This is a genomic window from Undibacterium sp. TC9W, assembly GCF_049339865.1.
In the GTDB taxonomy this organism is placed as follows: Bacteria; Pseudomonadota; Gammaproteobacteria; order Burkholderiales; family Burkholderiaceae_D; genus Undibacterium.
This window is the reverse complement of record NZ_JBMPPJ010000009.1, coordinates 120,812-136,010: the sequence shown is the minus strand read 5'-3', so window position 1 is coordinate 136,010 and position 15,199 is coordinate 120,812. Positions and strand designations below refer to the sequence as shown.

The 15,199-nt window shown below is 47.9% G+C and carries 15 protein-coding genes; 7 read left to right on the top strand and 8 right to left on the bottom strand.

Going from position 1 to position 15,199, the window contains the following annotated elements; genetic code table 11:
- Positions 1 to 127: 127 nt before the first annotated feature.
- From hmpA to ACO0LN_RS15075, 4 genes are all read right to left on the bottom strand, one after another.
- Positions 128 to 1,345, bottom strand: coding sequence for an NO-inducible flavohemoprotein (hmpA, locus tag ACO0LN_RS15090; RefSeq protein ID WP_422975113.1), 1,218 nt, complete (start codon positions 1,343 to 1,345; stop codon positions 128 to 130).
- A gap of 227 nt (positions 1,346 to 1,572) precedes the next feature.
- Complete coding sequence (locus ACO0LN_RS15085) at positions 1,573 to 2,133, bottom strand: HNH endonuclease (protein WP_422975111.1); 561 nt, start codon at positions 2,131 to 2,133, stop codon at positions 1,573 to 1,575.
- Complete coding sequence (locus tag ACO0LN_RS15080; protein ID WP_422975109.1) at positions 2,090 to 2,341, bottom strand: hypothetical protein; 252 nt, start codon at positions 2,339 to 2,341, stop codon at positions 2,090 to 2,092. Before ACO0LN_RS15080 ends, ACO0LN_RS15085 begins: the two co-directional genes overlap by 44 nt.
- The gene (locus ACO0LN_RS15075) at positions 2,304 to 2,537 is read right to left on the bottom strand and encodes a hypothetical protein (RefSeq protein ID WP_422975107.1); all 234 of its coding nucleotides are present in this window, start codon (positions 2,535 to 2,537) and stop codon (positions 2,304 to 2,306) included. The genes ACO0LN_RS15080 and ACO0LN_RS15075 overlap by 38 nt, the downstream gene beginning before the upstream one ends.
- Positions 2,538 to 3,008: 471 nt before the next feature.
- Between ACO0LN_RS15075 and ACO0LN_RS15070 the strand changes: the two genes are divergently transcribed.
- The gene (locus ACO0LN_RS15070; protein WP_422975105.1) at positions 3,009 to 3,203 is read left to right on the top strand and encodes a hypothetical protein; all 195 of its coding nucleotides are present in this window, start codon (positions 3,009 to 3,011) and stop codon (positions 3,201 to 3,203) included.
- A gap of 166 nt (positions 3,204 to 3,369) precedes the next feature.
- Here ACO0LN_RS15070 and ACO0LN_RS15065 read toward each other — a convergent pair whose 3' ends face one another.
- Positions 3,370 to 4,329 (bottom strand): helix-turn-helix transcriptional regulator, encoded by a 960-nt coding sequence (locus ACO0LN_RS15065; protein ID WP_422975103.1) that lies wholly within the window; start codon positions 4,327 to 4,329, stop codon positions 3,370 to 3,372.
- A gap of 100 nt (positions 4,330 to 4,429) precedes the next feature.
- Between ACO0LN_RS15065 and ACO0LN_RS15060 the strand changes: the two genes are divergently transcribed.
- Positions 4,430 to 4,918, top strand: coding sequence for a DUF1579 domain-containing protein (locus ACO0LN_RS15060; protein ID WP_422975101.1), 489 nt, complete (start codon positions 4,430 to 4,432; stop codon positions 4,916 to 4,918).
- 56 nt (positions 4,919 to 4,974) lie between these two features.
- On the opposite strand, the gene ACO0LN_RS15055 is transcribed toward ACO0LN_RS15060, so the two are convergent.
- Positions 4,975 to 5,856 carry a bifunctional helix-turn-helix transcriptional regulator/GNAT family N-acetyltransferase gene (locus ACO0LN_RS15055; RefSeq protein ID WP_422975099.1) on the bottom strand — a complete coding sequence of 294 codons (882 nt, stop codon included), beginning with the start codon at positions 5,854 to 5,856 and terminating at the stop codon, positions 4,975 to 4,977.
- Between the two features lie 337 nt (positions 5,857 to 6,193).
- Here ACO0LN_RS15055 and ACO0LN_RS15050 point away from each other — a divergent pair, with 337 nt between their 5' ends.
- From ACO0LN_RS15050 to ACO0LN_RS15035, 4 genes are all read left to right on the top strand, one after another.
- Positions 6,194 to 6,505, top strand: coding sequence for a FeoA family protein (locus ACO0LN_RS15050; RefSeq protein WP_422975097.1), 312 nt, complete (start codon positions 6,194 to 6,196; stop codon positions 6,503 to 6,505).
- Positions 6,505 to 8,394 carry a ferrous iron transporter B gene (gene feoB, locus ACO0LN_RS15045; protein WP_422975096.1) on the top strand — a complete coding sequence of 630 codons (1,890 nt, stop codon included), beginning with the start codon at positions 6,505 to 6,507 and terminating at the stop codon, positions 8,392 to 8,394. The genes ACO0LN_RS15050 and feoB overlap by 1 nt, the downstream gene beginning before the upstream one ends.
- 3 nt (positions 8,395 to 8,397) lie before the next feature.
- Entirely contained in the window at positions 8,398 to 8,667 is a 270-nt protein-coding gene (locus tag ACO0LN_RS15040; RefSeq protein ID WP_422975094.1) for a hypothetical protein, read from the top strand.
- A 111-nt stretch (positions 8,668 to 8,778) separates the two neighbouring features.
- Positions 8,779 to 9,327 carry a hypothetical protein gene (locus ACO0LN_RS15035; RefSeq protein WP_422975092.1) on the top strand — a complete coding sequence of 183 codons (549 nt, stop codon included), beginning with the start codon at positions 8,779 to 8,781 and terminating at the stop codon, positions 9,325 to 9,327.
- A 107-nt stretch (positions 9,328 to 9,434) separates the two neighbouring features.
- On the opposite strand, the gene ACO0LN_RS15030 is transcribed toward ACO0LN_RS15035, so the two are convergent.
- Positions 9,435 to 11,036, bottom strand: coding sequence for an ABC-F family ATPase (locus ACO0LN_RS15030; protein ID WP_422975090.1), 1,602 nt, complete (start codon positions 11,034 to 11,036; stop codon positions 9,435 to 9,437).
- A gap of 228 nt (positions 11,037 to 11,264) precedes the next feature.
- Positions 11,265 to 13,343 (bottom strand): 3-hydroxyacyl-CoA dehydrogenase NAD-binding domain-containing protein, encoded by a 2,079-nt coding sequence (locus tag ACO0LN_RS15025; RefSeq protein ID WP_422975088.1) that lies wholly within the window; start codon positions 13,341 to 13,343, stop codon positions 11,265 to 11,267.
- Between the two features lie 351 nt (positions 13,344 to 13,694).
- Here ACO0LN_RS15025 and ACO0LN_RS15020 point away from each other — a divergent pair, with 351 nt between their 5' ends.
- Positions 13,695 to 15,167 carry a diguanylate cyclase gene (locus tag ACO0LN_RS15020; protein WP_422975086.1) on the top strand — a complete coding sequence of 491 codons (1,473 nt, stop codon included), beginning with the start codon at positions 13,695 to 13,697 and terminating at the stop codon, positions 15,165 to 15,167.
- Positions 15,168 to 15,199 lie beyond the last annotated feature (32 nt).

The following is a 15,199-nucleotide window of genomic DNA, read 5'->3' as shown; positions in this document are numbered from 1 at the left end:
CAACATGAGTTGCGCACTGGACCATCACCTGATTTTATTTGACCTGAAAAATCACATTAATACAGAGCTACAGCAAGGCAATATCATAGGTTTCAAATCAAACCAGGCCTGACATTGCGCTGTCTCATCAGTGTGCGAATCCGCCACTCCCAAAAGCCTCTTTATGTATCCGTGCAGATGCAATGCCCAGACTCTGCAAACTGGCGATTTGTTCCTGCATGAACGGACGCGGTCCACAGATGTAATAATCGGCTTCAGGTAAAATAAAATCACTCGCCACAGCCTGCAGATCCAGTCGCCCTTGCTGATCATAATCTACGGACTGCAGATCCTCTGCACGCGGCGCCTCATAATACGTCAATGATTTGATTTGTCCGTATTGCTCATTCAATTCACGAACTTGTTGTTTGAATGCATGCACTCCACCATGCCTGCAAGCATGCACGAAACGTATTTTGCGCTTGGTGTTTTGTTTGAGTAAATGCTCCAGCATGGCAAGTTTGGGGGTTACACCTACACCGGCACTGATCAGAACCACGGGGGTATCCCTGTCCTCATGCAAAACATAATCCCCCATAGGTGGCGCCACATCAATTAATGCACCTTCATGACAATCCCTGTGCAATACATTGGAAACCAGGCCTGCTGGTTTGGTCGCCATTGCAGCCTCGCGTTTGACTGATATACGCAGATAGGCTTGACCAGGCGCACATGAAAGGCTGTATTGACGTGGTTGCATCATGCCCAATTCAGGAACAAATACTTTGACTGAGATGTATTGACCAGGCTTGTAATCAGGCACCGATCCACCATCGGCAGGTTGCAGATAGAAGGACGTTATTTCTTCACTTTCCACTATTTTTTTGCTGACGATGAAGCCGCGCCATCCTGTCCACCCTCCGGGGGTCATTGCCGCTTTTGCATAAATGGCGCTCTCTTGTGCAATCAATATATCTGCCAGTTGCCCATAGGCTGCAGCCCAGGCTGCCAATAACTCATCGCTGGCAGCGTCACCCAATACCTCTTTGATCGATGCCAATAGATGCATGCCAACGACAGGATAATGCTCTGCCCTGATGCCAACGCTGACGTGCTTGTTCGCTACCAGGGTCAATACCGGCATCAGGACCGAAGGGTCATCAATGTGTTCGGCATACGCCAACACAGCCATTGCCAAAGCTTGTTGCTGGCTGCCAGATTGCTGATTACCCTGATTAAAGACAGATTTCAATTCCGGGTTATGTGAAAACATGCGCGCATAAAAATGGCGGGTCAAGGCGACACCATGTTCTTTCAATACCGGCACCGTGGCTTTTACTAGATTTCTTGTATTAATTTTTAACATATTCAATTATGTAAATGTATTTGAAATACATGTTTAAAGCCAGATGAAAATGAAAGACTTTAAACAAGCGGTGAAATTAAAAGTTAATGTGGAGCCATCATACCTCATATAACATGCATTGTAAATGCATGTTATAAATTGCACTGACAATTGTGCGCCTTGAATAAAATCCTGAATTTAAAAAGGCATGAATCCACTTACATGCGACAAGGATTCATGCCCACGCGCTACAACAGACGACTGTGTCTGGGTAATTTCGCTGCAAGATACTCCAGTTGATCAGCAATCACATTCCTGCCGCTCAGGATGAAATGCTCGAAACGGCAAGGTGCATACGGCACATAAATCAAAGGTTTGAAGTCATGCACAAACTTGTTACCTTTGGCGTGATTGCATTCCTTGCAAGCAGTTACGCAATTTTCCCAGGCATCTTTTCCACCGCGAGAAGTTGGCAGAATGTGGTCGCGCGATAATTCCTGGTAAGGAAAAGTCTCGCCACAATAAGCACAGATGTGCCTGTCGCGCGCATATAGCAGACGGTTACCGTCGCCCAAGGGAATCTGATGACGGCTGTTCCTGGACATACGTTCACTATTACGTATAGAAATAATAGGCTTGATGAAGATTTTTGATTGTTCACCATCCTTGTTGTAGCCACCACGCAGCATGATGACCTGATCACCTATATCCCATGCCACTTTTTTTGCGGCGTATTGAGTCGCAGCGTCGTTCTGACTTATCCAGTCATATGGTACCCCTGCTATATCCAAAACCAATATTTGTTGCATACATCACCTGTTTGTATGGGATGTTTTTCCAATTTGGGAAGACGGATTGATAGGTGCTCGCTGCACATGCCATCGCCATCACGACGACTTGTTCTTTCATTGTAGCCACGATTTGCTGATGCTGTAAGGCATGATGATCAAATTTCAGCCGAATCGGCATTTCACTGCATTTAACGACGTTTTTTCCAGGAATATTCTGGCCCAGCATCAGCGACACCTGCGTGACCAACTGAATCAGGATTCTCACACGACATGGTGATATGGCGAATCGCTGCGCCCTGACGCTGCTCTGCGCGCAAAGACTCAGTGAATTGCAAGGCATCAGCCATGCAGTCATTGGCAAACTCTTTCGAGCATGCCTGTTCTTTTCCATCAGTACAGATGGACCAATAAATCATAAACATAATTTTCTATTTTTCTTGTTTTTATAGGATGACAAAATACATGCCTGAACCCGCCACAGGAATTTTCTTTTTTGCAGTGTTATCCGTATTGGAAAGTATAGACCTCATCACAAAATGAAGCGCCAGCATGTTAAAAATGACCTGATCTCAAGTCACTTTTAACATGCTGTGAATATCATTCGATATTCACAGCATGCCCCCTTGTCCGTCACATGGACAAACATGTAGCGGAAGGGGCTATCTATGCATCTTCCCGAATTGTTAAAGAATCCCGTGTTATCCGGCGTTTTCCGGCACGACCGCCAAACGGCGGGTTTTACTACTGTTTTTCCAATGCTCATCTGTCAAAGCATGAATTTTAGAAACCAAAAAGGCAAAAAGCCCGGAGCTTTGCAGGCATCCGGGCTTTTCAGCTCTCATCAAGTAGCAGTGTCATATCTGCTTTCTTGATTTCAAGGGTTTGCACCCCGAATGTCCATCATCATAGTCCTGCAAAATGCGAACTCACTGCCGCCATCCTGGCCGTCAAAGCCCGTGGCTATTTCCCATGATGGCACCAGTGCCGCCCTAGAAATCATTCCTGCAGCGAGAACATCAACTTCGCTTATCCCCATCCACTTGCCCAATAGCCTGCCTGCCCGCGTCGCGAGACCTGAACTTGCCTGAATCAGTGATTGATAAGTGCTTTGCGTATTCATATGCTGGTTAATTTCAAGGCTTTTTCATTATTGACCATACCATCTTGTCATAGTTTTTTCTAATTCACAAGCCTAAAAAGAATAATTTCTTCATTAAAAGAAGAAATTATATGCATTGTGGCGTTTATCTCAGATTAGGGCAGGCAATTCTGTAATAAGCGGTTTGCCACGTCTTTAAGCTCAGTGTGCAATTGCGCAGGCTTACGAATTTCAAAATCAAAGGGCAAAGCGGCCAATTGTCTTGCAAACCAAGTCAAATCTTCAGACTGGTTATACAACAGTACTCCCTCCGTAGTTTGCTCCAACACAGCAATCGAGTCAGACAAATGTCCGCGCGCCCTTTCCATATCCGTTTTCAACAAGACTTCGACACTGTAGGCACGGGGAATAGTCGCCACAGCGCTACGCAGATATGTGATGACACTGAAATTGGCAGGGACATCAAAATGCCTGGCCCGTAAATCTGAATGTATCACTCTGTCCAGCCTGAAACTACGTATATCTCGTCGTAAATGGCAAAAGCCAACGAAATACCAACATGCTGCGTGAAAGGCCAGACCATAGCCATCGACCACCCTTTCACTCTCCACATCATTCGCACCTCGGTATCGCAAGTGCATCGCTTGTTTGTGCGCAACGGCATGGCTTAGCATGGCCAGGATCTCTTTATCAGCCGGCACTGCTGCGGATTGAAGATTGAGTTCTATCGCTGCATCTGCGGCCTTCAATCTTTGCCTGAGTTTGTCCGGCAGGATTCTTTGTAATTTTGCCTGTGCGCTTTCTATGGACGACGCAGCGTCCAGTAGTTTCATTTGACGTGCGACAGACAGGGCAATGGAAATGGCAAAGCCCTCCTCTTCATTAAACATCATGGGTGGCAATTTAAAACCCGGCATGATGGAATACCCACCATGGCGACCTCGCACGGTCATGATGGGTATGCCCATTTCCTCAAGAGTGACGATATAGCGACGCAGGCTGCGCCGGTCAATATCCAGTTTCTGTGCCAGGTCAGCACCACTGATCTGCCCTTGATTTTGCAAGAGTTCCAGCAACGCAAGGACGCGGGTGGTCGGATGATAACTTTGAGGCATATGCCAAGTTTATGCAATTAATAGGATGAATTATGCCCTATATAGTCTCTATTCTTTCGCTTATTGCTTCTGCCGAAGCATGTTTAACCGAGGAGAAAACATGAATATCACAACAAATACTACAGGCGTTGCCGACTTTGATTTTTTTATTGGTAATTGGAAGGTCAAACACCGCCGCCTTAAAGAGCGGCTTGCCAACTGCCAGGACTGGCTGGAATTTGATGGCAATACCTCTGTCAGCAAAATCCTTGGCGGCGCTGGCAACGTCGATGACAACTTGCTTGATATGCCAGGTGGCGCATACCGTGCAGCGACCTTACGTTCATTCGATGTAGAAAAAGGCATCTGGTCCATCTGGTGGCTGGATGGCCGTTACCCGACTCAGTTGGACGTGCCCATGCAGGGAAGTTTTGTGAATAGCGAAGGGCAATTTTATGCAAATGACACTTACGCTGGCCAGGCAATACGAGTGCGCTTTTTATGGAGCATGCCAGCGCCCGATCAACCTCGCTGGGAGCAGGCATTTTCAGTAGATGCTGGTACTCATTGGGAAACCAATTGGGTCATGGATTTTCACAGAATAAAATAATTTCGCAAGCATGTCGCCTCTGCACTGCCAATATCAGCCGCCAGAATTAACAGGATTTACCGAATAATGGGGCGGGCAAATCGTTGTTCTATGACCTCCTCCCCCCATTGCCGGCCTGGGAGCTCTTCAAGCATGATAAAACCCGCTTGCTCATAAAGGCGGCGTGCTGCATCCAGGCCTTTAAATGTCCATAGCTGTATTTCACTGAATTGCTGCTGTTCACAAAAGGAAACTGCTTCACTCAGTAAACGCCTGCCTATCCCGCTACCGCGTAATTCGTCATCGACGATAAACCAGCGCAAGTGAGCAATATTGTCGCCAAGGTCTTCACCATCGATCGCGATGGTGGCGACAACTTTGCCTTCACTGACTGCAGACCATAGTTGATTGCATGGCTTATCGAGGCGCCCGATAAATCCAGCCATGCCACTGGCAACTTTGGCTTCAAAAAAATGCCCGAATCCTGAAGTACGCACATAGTAGCGCGCATGCATTTCTACCGCCCGGCCAAGCACACCAGAGTGATAGCCGGATTGAACACTAACCTCATGAAGTAAAGTTGGCGACACGCCCTCACGGACGGCCGCGAGTGCTCTTGCGTATGTAAAAAGGCTAGCCCGCACTTTTTCATGAACTGACACAGGAATGTTTTTCAATGCATTACTGACTTGCAGGTGAGCGAACTGGTTGATGCCGTCCAGGGTCTGCCTGCCTTGTGCTGTTAATGCGAGTTCTTTCCCTCTCGCATCTTTTTGACTGCTGGTCTCGATCAACTCACCGCTGTCTATCAGTTTGCGCACCATACGGCTGACACTGGATTTTTCTAGACAGAGCAGATCGCAAAGTGCCGTTGCACTCAACGTGCCATGTTCACCAATCTCAATTAAGGCATGTACTGCAGATGCAGGCAGACTTGTACCAGCAAGTGTTGGCTTCATAAAACCAAGCTCCCGCACCAGTCTGCGCGAAGCATCGCGGATTTCTTGAATAGGAGGCGATGACATTGCAGGGTTCATGACTCATTCATATATAGTTGCACAATACAACTATATTTTATTATCCCCTCTCATACAAGAATTTATTTAAGGTTGCGCGCTTAAATAATTAATTAAAAGACAGGTTTGTTACTAAAAGAAAAATAAACTTCACAAATCTCTGAGGAATCGCAAAGCTTGCCACTGCCAGCCTGTATAGCGATTGAAACAAAAGCGGTATTGATATATATTCTCATTATCATTTAGAGTTGCATTTTTTCTTTGTCACAGGAATTACGCCATGAGCAGTTTGCCATTGCAGCATGCAGTTGCTACCACATTGAATCTGATGAAAGTCGGAGACTCCGGCGTCGTTGAAGATGTTCAAGAGCAAGGCGATGCGAAAGACGATAGCCTGTTCAATATTACCCGCCGCCTTAAAGAACTAGGCTTTGTTAAAGGCGAGTCGGTAAAGATATTACACAAAGGCTATTTTGGCGGAGAACCATTAGCAGTCAGGATAGGCCAATCTACCTTTGCACTGCGAAATTTTGAAGCAGCCTTGATTGGCGTTGTCCCCGGCGTTACTCACTCAGGAAAAGTAGGAACATAGTGAACGAATTGTTTTCTCCGCTCATCGCTCTTGTCGGCAACCCTAACTGCGGAAAAACTGCACTATTCAATCGATTGACAGGTGCGCGACAAAAAGTAGCAAACTATGCAGGTGTCACGATAGAACGGAAAGAAGGTAAATTCCGTTCTGATGCAGGGCGTCAATGGCAGGTGCTGGATTTGCCAGGTACTTACAGCCTGCACGCCATCACACCTGATGAAAAAATCACCCAGGAAGTCGTCACCGGCCAACGCACTGATGAAACCATGCCAGATGCCGTGGTATGCGTAGTCGATGCAACTAACTTGAAACGCGGCCTGCGGGTGGTGTTTGAACTGCTGGCACTTGGCCAACCGCTGATACTGGCAGTGAATATGATGGATATTGCCAAGAAGCGCCATATCCACATAGATATTGCTGCTTTAAGCCGCGCGCTGAATATTCCAGTGGTCGAGACCATTGCAGTCGATCCGAAAGGTATCGATGCCCTTCTGATTGAACTAGAGGCGCTGGCGCAAACGCTGCGACCAAATGGCAACATCACACCGCATGCACTTTCTGCACAAAGCCCTGAGAGCTTGCAACAACAAGCCAATGCGGTGTTGGCTGCCTGCGTCACGCAAGATGTTGACGCAGTCAGCGAACGCGCGGCCAGTTTGAGTTATCGCCTGGATAGCTGGATTTTGCATCCTGCTGTCGGCCCCGTCATTTTTGCGACCCTGATGTTCCTGGTATTTCAGGCAGTATTCGCTTGGGCACAGGCACCGATGGATTTGATCAAATCAAGCATTGATGCGGCTGGCACCTCAGTTGAATCAGCGCTGGCGCCCGGCGTACTGCAAGGCTTGCTGGTCAAGGGCGTGATAGGCGGTGCCGGTAGCGTGCTGGTGTTTTTGCCGCAGATTGTCATCCTGTTCTTTTTCATCCTGATCATGGAAGACTCCGGCTATTTGCCACGTGCAGCGTTTTTGCTCGATCGGGTCATGGGCAAAGTCGGCCTGTCAGGTCGCGCCTTCATCCCCCTGCTGTCGAGCTTTGCCTGCGCCATCCCCGGCATCATGGCAACCAGGACAATCCAAAATCCGCGTGACCGGCTCGTGACGATCATGATCGCCCCCTTGATGACCTGCTCAGCGCGCCTGCCTGTATATGCCCTGATCATCGCGGCCTTTATTCCTGATCAGACTGTATTGGGCATATTGAATCTGCAGGGACTGGTGCTGTTTGTCTTATATCTGGGTGGCATAGTCTCAGCCATGCTGGTGGCCTACTTCTTTAAAAAGAAATGGGGTAGCGAAGTACATCAACAGGCTTTGATGCTGGAGTTGCCTGACTACCGCTGGCCAAATGTACGGAACCTGCTGCTGGGTCTGTGGGAGAGAATCAAGATTTTCACCACCCGCGTCGGCACCATTATTCTGTCTCTCATGATTTTGCTGTGGTTCCTCAGCAGTTTCCCTGGCGCGCCAGAAAATGCAACGCAGCCACCGATTTATTACAGCATTGCCGGTTACCTAGGACGTGCGCTGGAAGTGATATTTGCGCCTATTGGTTTTAACTGGCAAATTTGTATTGCCCTGGTACCTGGATTGGCAGCCCGTGAAGTTGCTGTTGCAGCTTTAGGGACGGTATACGCACTCTCACAATCCGGTGAAGAACTGAGTCGCTCGCTTGAACCCTTGATTGCCCACTCCTGGAGCATACCAACCGCCCTTTCCCTGCTGGCCTGGTATGTTTTTGCACCGCAATGCGTGGCGACCCTGAGCGTTGTCAAACGTGAGACCAATACCTTGCGTTACCCGGCCATCATGGCGGCTTATTTATTTGGCCTTGCTTATTGTGCCTCTTTCCTGACCTATCATATTTCCAGCTTGTTCCTGGGGAGATAAGACATGCAAAACCTCATCGCAGTTCTGTTGCTGACTCTGGCGTCCGGATATCTGTTATTGAAATGGATGCCTGCAACGACTAAGGAAAAAATCAGGGCATTCAGTGTCAGCTACGTTCCTGCACTTGCCCCTCTTTTTGCCAAGATGGTCAAGCAAACTGCTGGCTGTGGCTCTGGTTGCAGCAATTGCTCGTCTTCATCAAACGACGCTTGTTCCACACCTTCCGAATTAAAACCTGTAAAACTAATCCGCAACGCATCTAATCAAAGATAAGAGCGGGCATGTGCCTGCATTTCATTGGCAGTCAGGCTGAATTGATGTATCCTCAGAAAAAAATAGAAACAATTTCTGACATATTGATACAAGCAAAGGCCGTAGCTGGATATGAACGCAAGCATCTACGACAAGACCGAAAAAGGCCGCGAAGAAATCACGACCAGAAAGTATCAACTGGCATCCAGATTGCGCACTTTACTGGTCATGATAGACGGCAAGCAAACAGCTACTGATATCATGAAAAAAGTGGCAGCATTGGGTTTGACAGAACAAAATCTGCAAGAACTGCTGGAGCAGGAATTCATTATTGAGGTTGCTGTACTGGCCGAAACTTTTCCCACCGCTACAGATTCTTCTCCAGCATCTGAATCAATAGCGACGACAACTAGCATTGCAACAAAATCGCCAGAGCCTGCTGCACTGGAAATGACAGATGCCGAGCGTTTCCAGGCACTGTACAACTTCTACAATGAGACTATCAAGAGTACCATAGGCTTGCGTGGTTATGGTCTGCAACTCAAGGTAGAGCGTGCAGCAAATATCGATGATTTTCGTGCCCTGCGGCAGACATATGTGGAGGCAGTTCAAAAAACCAAAGGGCCAGAAATGGCACGCAGTCTGAGCGACAGACTTGATTTACTTCTTGGTATAGCTTAATTGAGTAAAGCCTGGCTAAGTAAAATTTAAATAGTCGCCAAACTTACGCACGTAAAAAAGCCAGGCGAACCTGGCTTTTGCTTTATTCACTACTCGCTTATTCCCGCTTATTCAATACCCTGGCTGCTCAGGTATTCCTCATACGTACCCTGGAAGTCGATGATTTTATTTTCCTTGATTTCCAATATACGTGTCGCCAACGAAGACACGAATTCACGGTCATGCGAAACAAAAATCAGAGTGCCTGCATATTTTTCCAGCGCGATATTCAGTGATTCGATAGATTCCATATCCATATGGTTGGTTGGCTCATCCATCAGCAAAACATTATGGCGACCCAGCATCAGCTTGCCATACATCATGCGACCCTTTTCACCGCCGGACAAAACCTTGACTGATTTTTTGACGTCATCACCACCAAACAACAGTCGGCCCAGGATGGAGCGCACGGCCTGGTCATCATCGCCCTCTTGTGTCCACTGACCTATCCAGTCAGTCAAGTTTTTATCGGATGCAAATTCCTCGGTAGGATCTTGCGGCATATAGCCGACATTGGCATTCTCTGCCCATTTGACCGTACCATAATCTGCATGCAAACCTGCGATATCATCGCCACCGATGCAACGCAACAGCGTGGTTTTACCGATGCCGTTGGCACCGATAATCGCAATTCTTTCCCCTGCTTCGACCATTAGATCGACATTCTTGAACAATGGCTTGTCATAAGCTTTGCTCAGGGATTGCACTTCCACTGCCAGACGATGCAATTTCTTTTCGCCATCGAAACGCACGAAAGGATTCTGGCGGCTGGATGGTTTGAAATCTTCAATCTTGATTTTATCAATCTGCTTGGCACGTGAAGTTGCCTGACGCGCTTTGGATTTATTCGCAGAGAAGCGGCGCACAAAGTCTTGCAGCTCAGCGACTTTTTCCTTGGCCTTGGCATTGTTCGCCATTTGCTGCGCACGTGCCTGTGAAGATGCCAGCATGTAGTCGTCATAATTACCTGGATATACTTTCAGCGTGCCGTAATCCATATCGGCCATGTGTGTACATACCTGATTCAGGAAATGGCGATCATGCGAAATGATGATCATGGTGGAATTACGTTCGTTCAGAATATCTTCCAACCAGCGAATGGTATTGATGTCCAGGTTATTGGTTGGCTCATCAAGCAACAAAATGTCAGGATTGGAAAACAAAGCCTGTGCCAGCAAGACACGCAGTTTCCAGCCTGGCGCAACCGCGCTCATGACACCTTGGTGTTGATCAGTTGGTATGCCTACGCCCAGCAATAATTCACCGGCACGTGCCTCGGCAGTGTAGCCATCATATTCAGCAAACTTGGCTTCCAGGTCTGCCGCTTTCATGTAGTCGTCATCAGTCGCTTCAGGATTGGCATAAATCGCATCCCGTTCTGACATGGCTGCCCACATTTCTATGTGGCCCATCATGACCACGTCCAGCACGCGCATGTCTTCAAAAGCAAACTGATCCTGGCGCAATTTACCCAGACGCTCATTCTGATCCAGCATGACCGTACCTGAAGATTGCTCAAGGTCACCGCCAAGAATCTTCATGAATGTGGATTTGCCGCAGCCGTTGGCACCAATCAGGCCATAGCGGTTACCTTCGCCAAATTTGACAGAGATATTTTCAAACAGCGGCTTAGGGCCGAACTGCATGGTGATATTAGCGGTAGAAAGCACAGAAAACCTTTTGCAATAAAGATGGGGATTAACCGCACATTATAGCATTGTGCTTTTGGTGACTTGCAGACAAGCCCATGATTTATAGAGAAATTATGGGCTTTGGGAGGTGGATATCTGTAGCCCGGCAGTTTTTTACTGGTGAGATTACTTCTTTACCAATAGAAAATGGCTTGCCTAAAGATTAATTTTCCAGGCAAGCCATTTATTAATTTCAATTAAGTTTGTTTAATTGAAAGTTTTTCCTTCTGCAGCCAGTTTTGCGAGCAAAGGAGCTGGCTTCCAGGCGTCGCCATGGCGGCCTTTGGCATATTTCTCCATGGCCATGACTACATTAGGCAAGCCTACCGTATCAGCATAGAACATAGGTCCACCAGTATGCAATGGGAAGCCATAGCCAGTCAGATACACCATATCGATATCAGACGCACGTGTCGCGATACCCTCTTCCAGGATGTAAGCTGCCTCATTGACCAGCGCAAATATCAGGCGTTCGACAATTTCCTGATCAGAAATTTTACGGCGCGTAATGCCCAGGTCTGCAGAATGCTGGATGATCATGTCATTCACAATGCTTGAAGGATAGGCTTTGCGGTCACCCGGTTTATAGTCATACCAGCCTGCACCGGTTTTTTGACCAAAACGCCCAAGTTCGCACAGCAAATCTGCTGTTTTGGAGTAAGTAATCTGTGGCTTTTCTACGTAACGGCGTTTGCGGATATACCAGCCGATATCATTGCCGGCCAGATCGCCCATACGGAATGGCCCCATGGCAAAGCCCATTTTTTCTACTGCTTTATCTACCTGCTCAGGTGTGCAACCTTCTTCTAGCAAGAAACCCGCCTGACGGCTGTATTGTTCTATCATGCGGTTGCCAATGAAGCCATCGCAAACGCCAGATACCACGCCAGTTTTCTTGATTTTTTTGGACAGACCCAATACAGTCGCCAATACGTCTTTGGCAGTTTTCTTGCCGCGTACGATTTCCAGCAATTTCATGACATTTGCCGGGCTGAAGAAATGGGTACCAATGACGTCTTCAGGGCGTTTGGTGAAGTCAGCAATCTTGTCGACATCCAGTGTGGATGTATTCGACGCCAGAATTGCGCCCTGCTTCATGACTTCATCGAGCTTCTTGAAGACTTGCTCCTTGACGCCCATGTCTTCAAAGACAGCTTCAATAACGATATCTGCCTGAGCAATCTCATCATACGACAAAGTACCTGTGATCAAACCCACACGCTGGTCAAATTTCTCTTGCGTCAGCTTGCCTTTTTTAAGCGTGTTTTCATAATTCTTGCGGATAGTCGCCAGGCCTTTGTCCAGCGCCTCCTGCTTCATTTCCAGAATTTGCACAGGGATGCCAGCATTCGCAAAGTTCATCGCAATGCCACCACCCATGGTGCCAGCCCCGATAACGGCAACCGATTTGATGGGACGAGTTGGTGTATCTTCCGGTACATCTGGCAATTTGCTGGCAGCGCGCTCGCCAAAGAAGGCATGCCGCAGGGCTTTGGATTCTGTGGTTTGCACCAGATCGACAAACAATTCACGCTCAAACTTGATGCCATCGTCAAATTTCTTGGTGACTGCGGCTGCCACTGCTTCCACGCATTTCAAAGGTGCGGGGAAAGGGCCAGCCATGGCGCGTACGGTATTGCGGGAGAATTGCAGATAGGCTTCATAGTTCGGATAATCAATCTTGATATCACGTACTCTTGGCAATGGGCGCACATCAGCAACTTTTGCAGCAAATGCGAGTGCCGCTTCCAGTACATCGCCTTCCACCACTTCATTGAAGATCGCTGTCTTGTCCAGTTTTTCAGACGGCACTGCTGTGCCGGAAACGATCATATTCAAAGCCATTTCCAGGCCCAGTACGCGCGGTAGGCGCTGCGTACCACCAGCTCCAGGCAATATGCCTAATTTAACTTCAGGCAAGGCTATTTGCGCACCTTTGGATGCGACGCGATAATTACAACCCAAGGCCAACTCCAGACCACCGCCCATGCAAACAGTATGAATAGCAGCGATGACTGGCTTGTCAGACCCTTCGACCACATTGATCAGCGTATGCAGGCTAGGCTCTGCAGAAGCCTTGGGGGAATTGAATTCTTTGATATCCGCACCGCCGGAGAATGCCTTACCGGCACCTGTAATGACGATGGCTTTGACAGCATCATCGTTCAAGGCCTGTTTCATGCCATTCACAGCTGCAGTGCGGGTGGCGTGACCCAAGCCATTTACAGGCGGATTGTTCAGGGTAATTACGGCGATATTGCCATTCACTTGATATTCGGCGCTCATGTCTCTTCCTATAGGTGAAATACTGCTTGGATTTGCCAGTTCAGTGCTTTTAAAAATCTGGTGTAAGCTTATTTTTGCTAACTATACCGCAAAATAGTACGAGCGTATTATTTTATTTTAATTCCAATACTCCCGCATGTGAAAATAATTCAGACTTGCTGAAATCTCGGTGAAATCCTGATGAAATAACTCGTGATCTGCCTGCATGACTTACTATCTTCTACAGTACTTTAGCCCATAGCCCAGCAGAACATCGGAAAATCTGAAGTTGAAAACCCGTATTTAACTCAGATGGTATAAGCCAGAAATTATTCATTTCAACGCCAACGACGAACTGGAGTTTTTGAATTGATGATGCATCCCACATCAAGCTGGACAGAGAAAATCAAGGCGGCAGCCATTATTGGCGTTGTCGTGTTTGCTGCATGTCTGCTAGGGATACTCAGCCGTTCCATGGGGCATCTCGCAGCCTTGTGGCCAGCCAACGCGCTGTTGATTGGGTTATTTGTACGCTTTCGCCGATTAAATAATGCCGGTGGATGGCTAGGGGCAATAGCGGCTTATATTACTGCCTACTGCTTGACTTGCAACCCAGCTGGCGCAATCACAATCCAGAATTTATATGCCAGTTTAATGCTGACTGGCGGCAATCTTGCCTGCGTCATCGCAGGTGTTTTGCTTTTTTCCTGGCTGGACGATGAACATCGGCGCTTGAAACACCCGCTTTCTGTACTTTACCTTGCGCTGGTAGCATCATGCGCAGCTGCAGTAGCTGGCGTGGTTGGTACGATGACAGATCCTATACTGTCCAATGTCAGTCCACTCAAAGGCTGGACATTCTGGTTCGTGAATGAACTGGTCAATTTGATGGCAGTTTTACCTGTCATGCTGAGCTTGCCGGATTTATCAGGGGTCAGATTAAACCGCCGCCGCACTTTCAAGACTGAGCATATTGATCCCGGCAAAATTTTGCCCATTTGTGTGCTTCTGATGTCTTTTACCCTGGGCATCATGGTAGGAGGCCCGGGTGCGCCTGTTTTTCCTATTCCGGCCCTGCTGTGGTGTGCATTGAGCTACGACATTTTCATCACCAGCATACTGACTTTGCTATATAGCGGCTGGGTATTGATCTCGATGTCGCTTGGCTACCTGCCGATTTCCATCATCAACATGAATTCGCGCCCCATGCTGCTCTCGATACGCATAGGAGTGAGTCTGCTGGCACTGGCGCCGTTAACAGTGGCTTGCATCATGGCTGCACGCGAAGAACTCCTGAGGCGACTTAAATACATTGCTGAACATGATCAACTAACCAGCCTGCTCAATCGCCGAGCCTTTAATGAGCGTGCTTCCAGCCTGCTGACAAAGCTTGCTGAACAAAACAGACCAGTAGCCGTATTGATGCTGGATATTGATAAATTCAAGGATGTGAATGATACCTACGGGCATGCCGGTGGTGACAAGGTATTGATCGCTTTTGCGCGCATAGCGAGTGCAGGCCTGCGCGATATTGATATTCTAGGCCGCATCGGCGGTGAAGAATTTGCCGCCATATTGCCGGGCTGTGGACGCAAGCAGGCAGAAATGATTGCGCAACGCGTGCGCAACAAGCTTGCCAATACATCCATAGACATTGGCGATGACCAGCAAATAGCAGTGACTGTCAGCATAGGTGCCAGCTTTGTCCATCAGGCTGTGCCTGATATTGAGCCGCTGCTATTGGTCGCCGACAAGGCCCTTTACCGCGCCAAGGAAAACGGACGAAACCGGGTAGAGATGGATGACTTTACTGATGTAAAAGGAGAAAATGCTCAGGCTCATTAATAATTTGGATGATTATTAATGAGCCTGATATG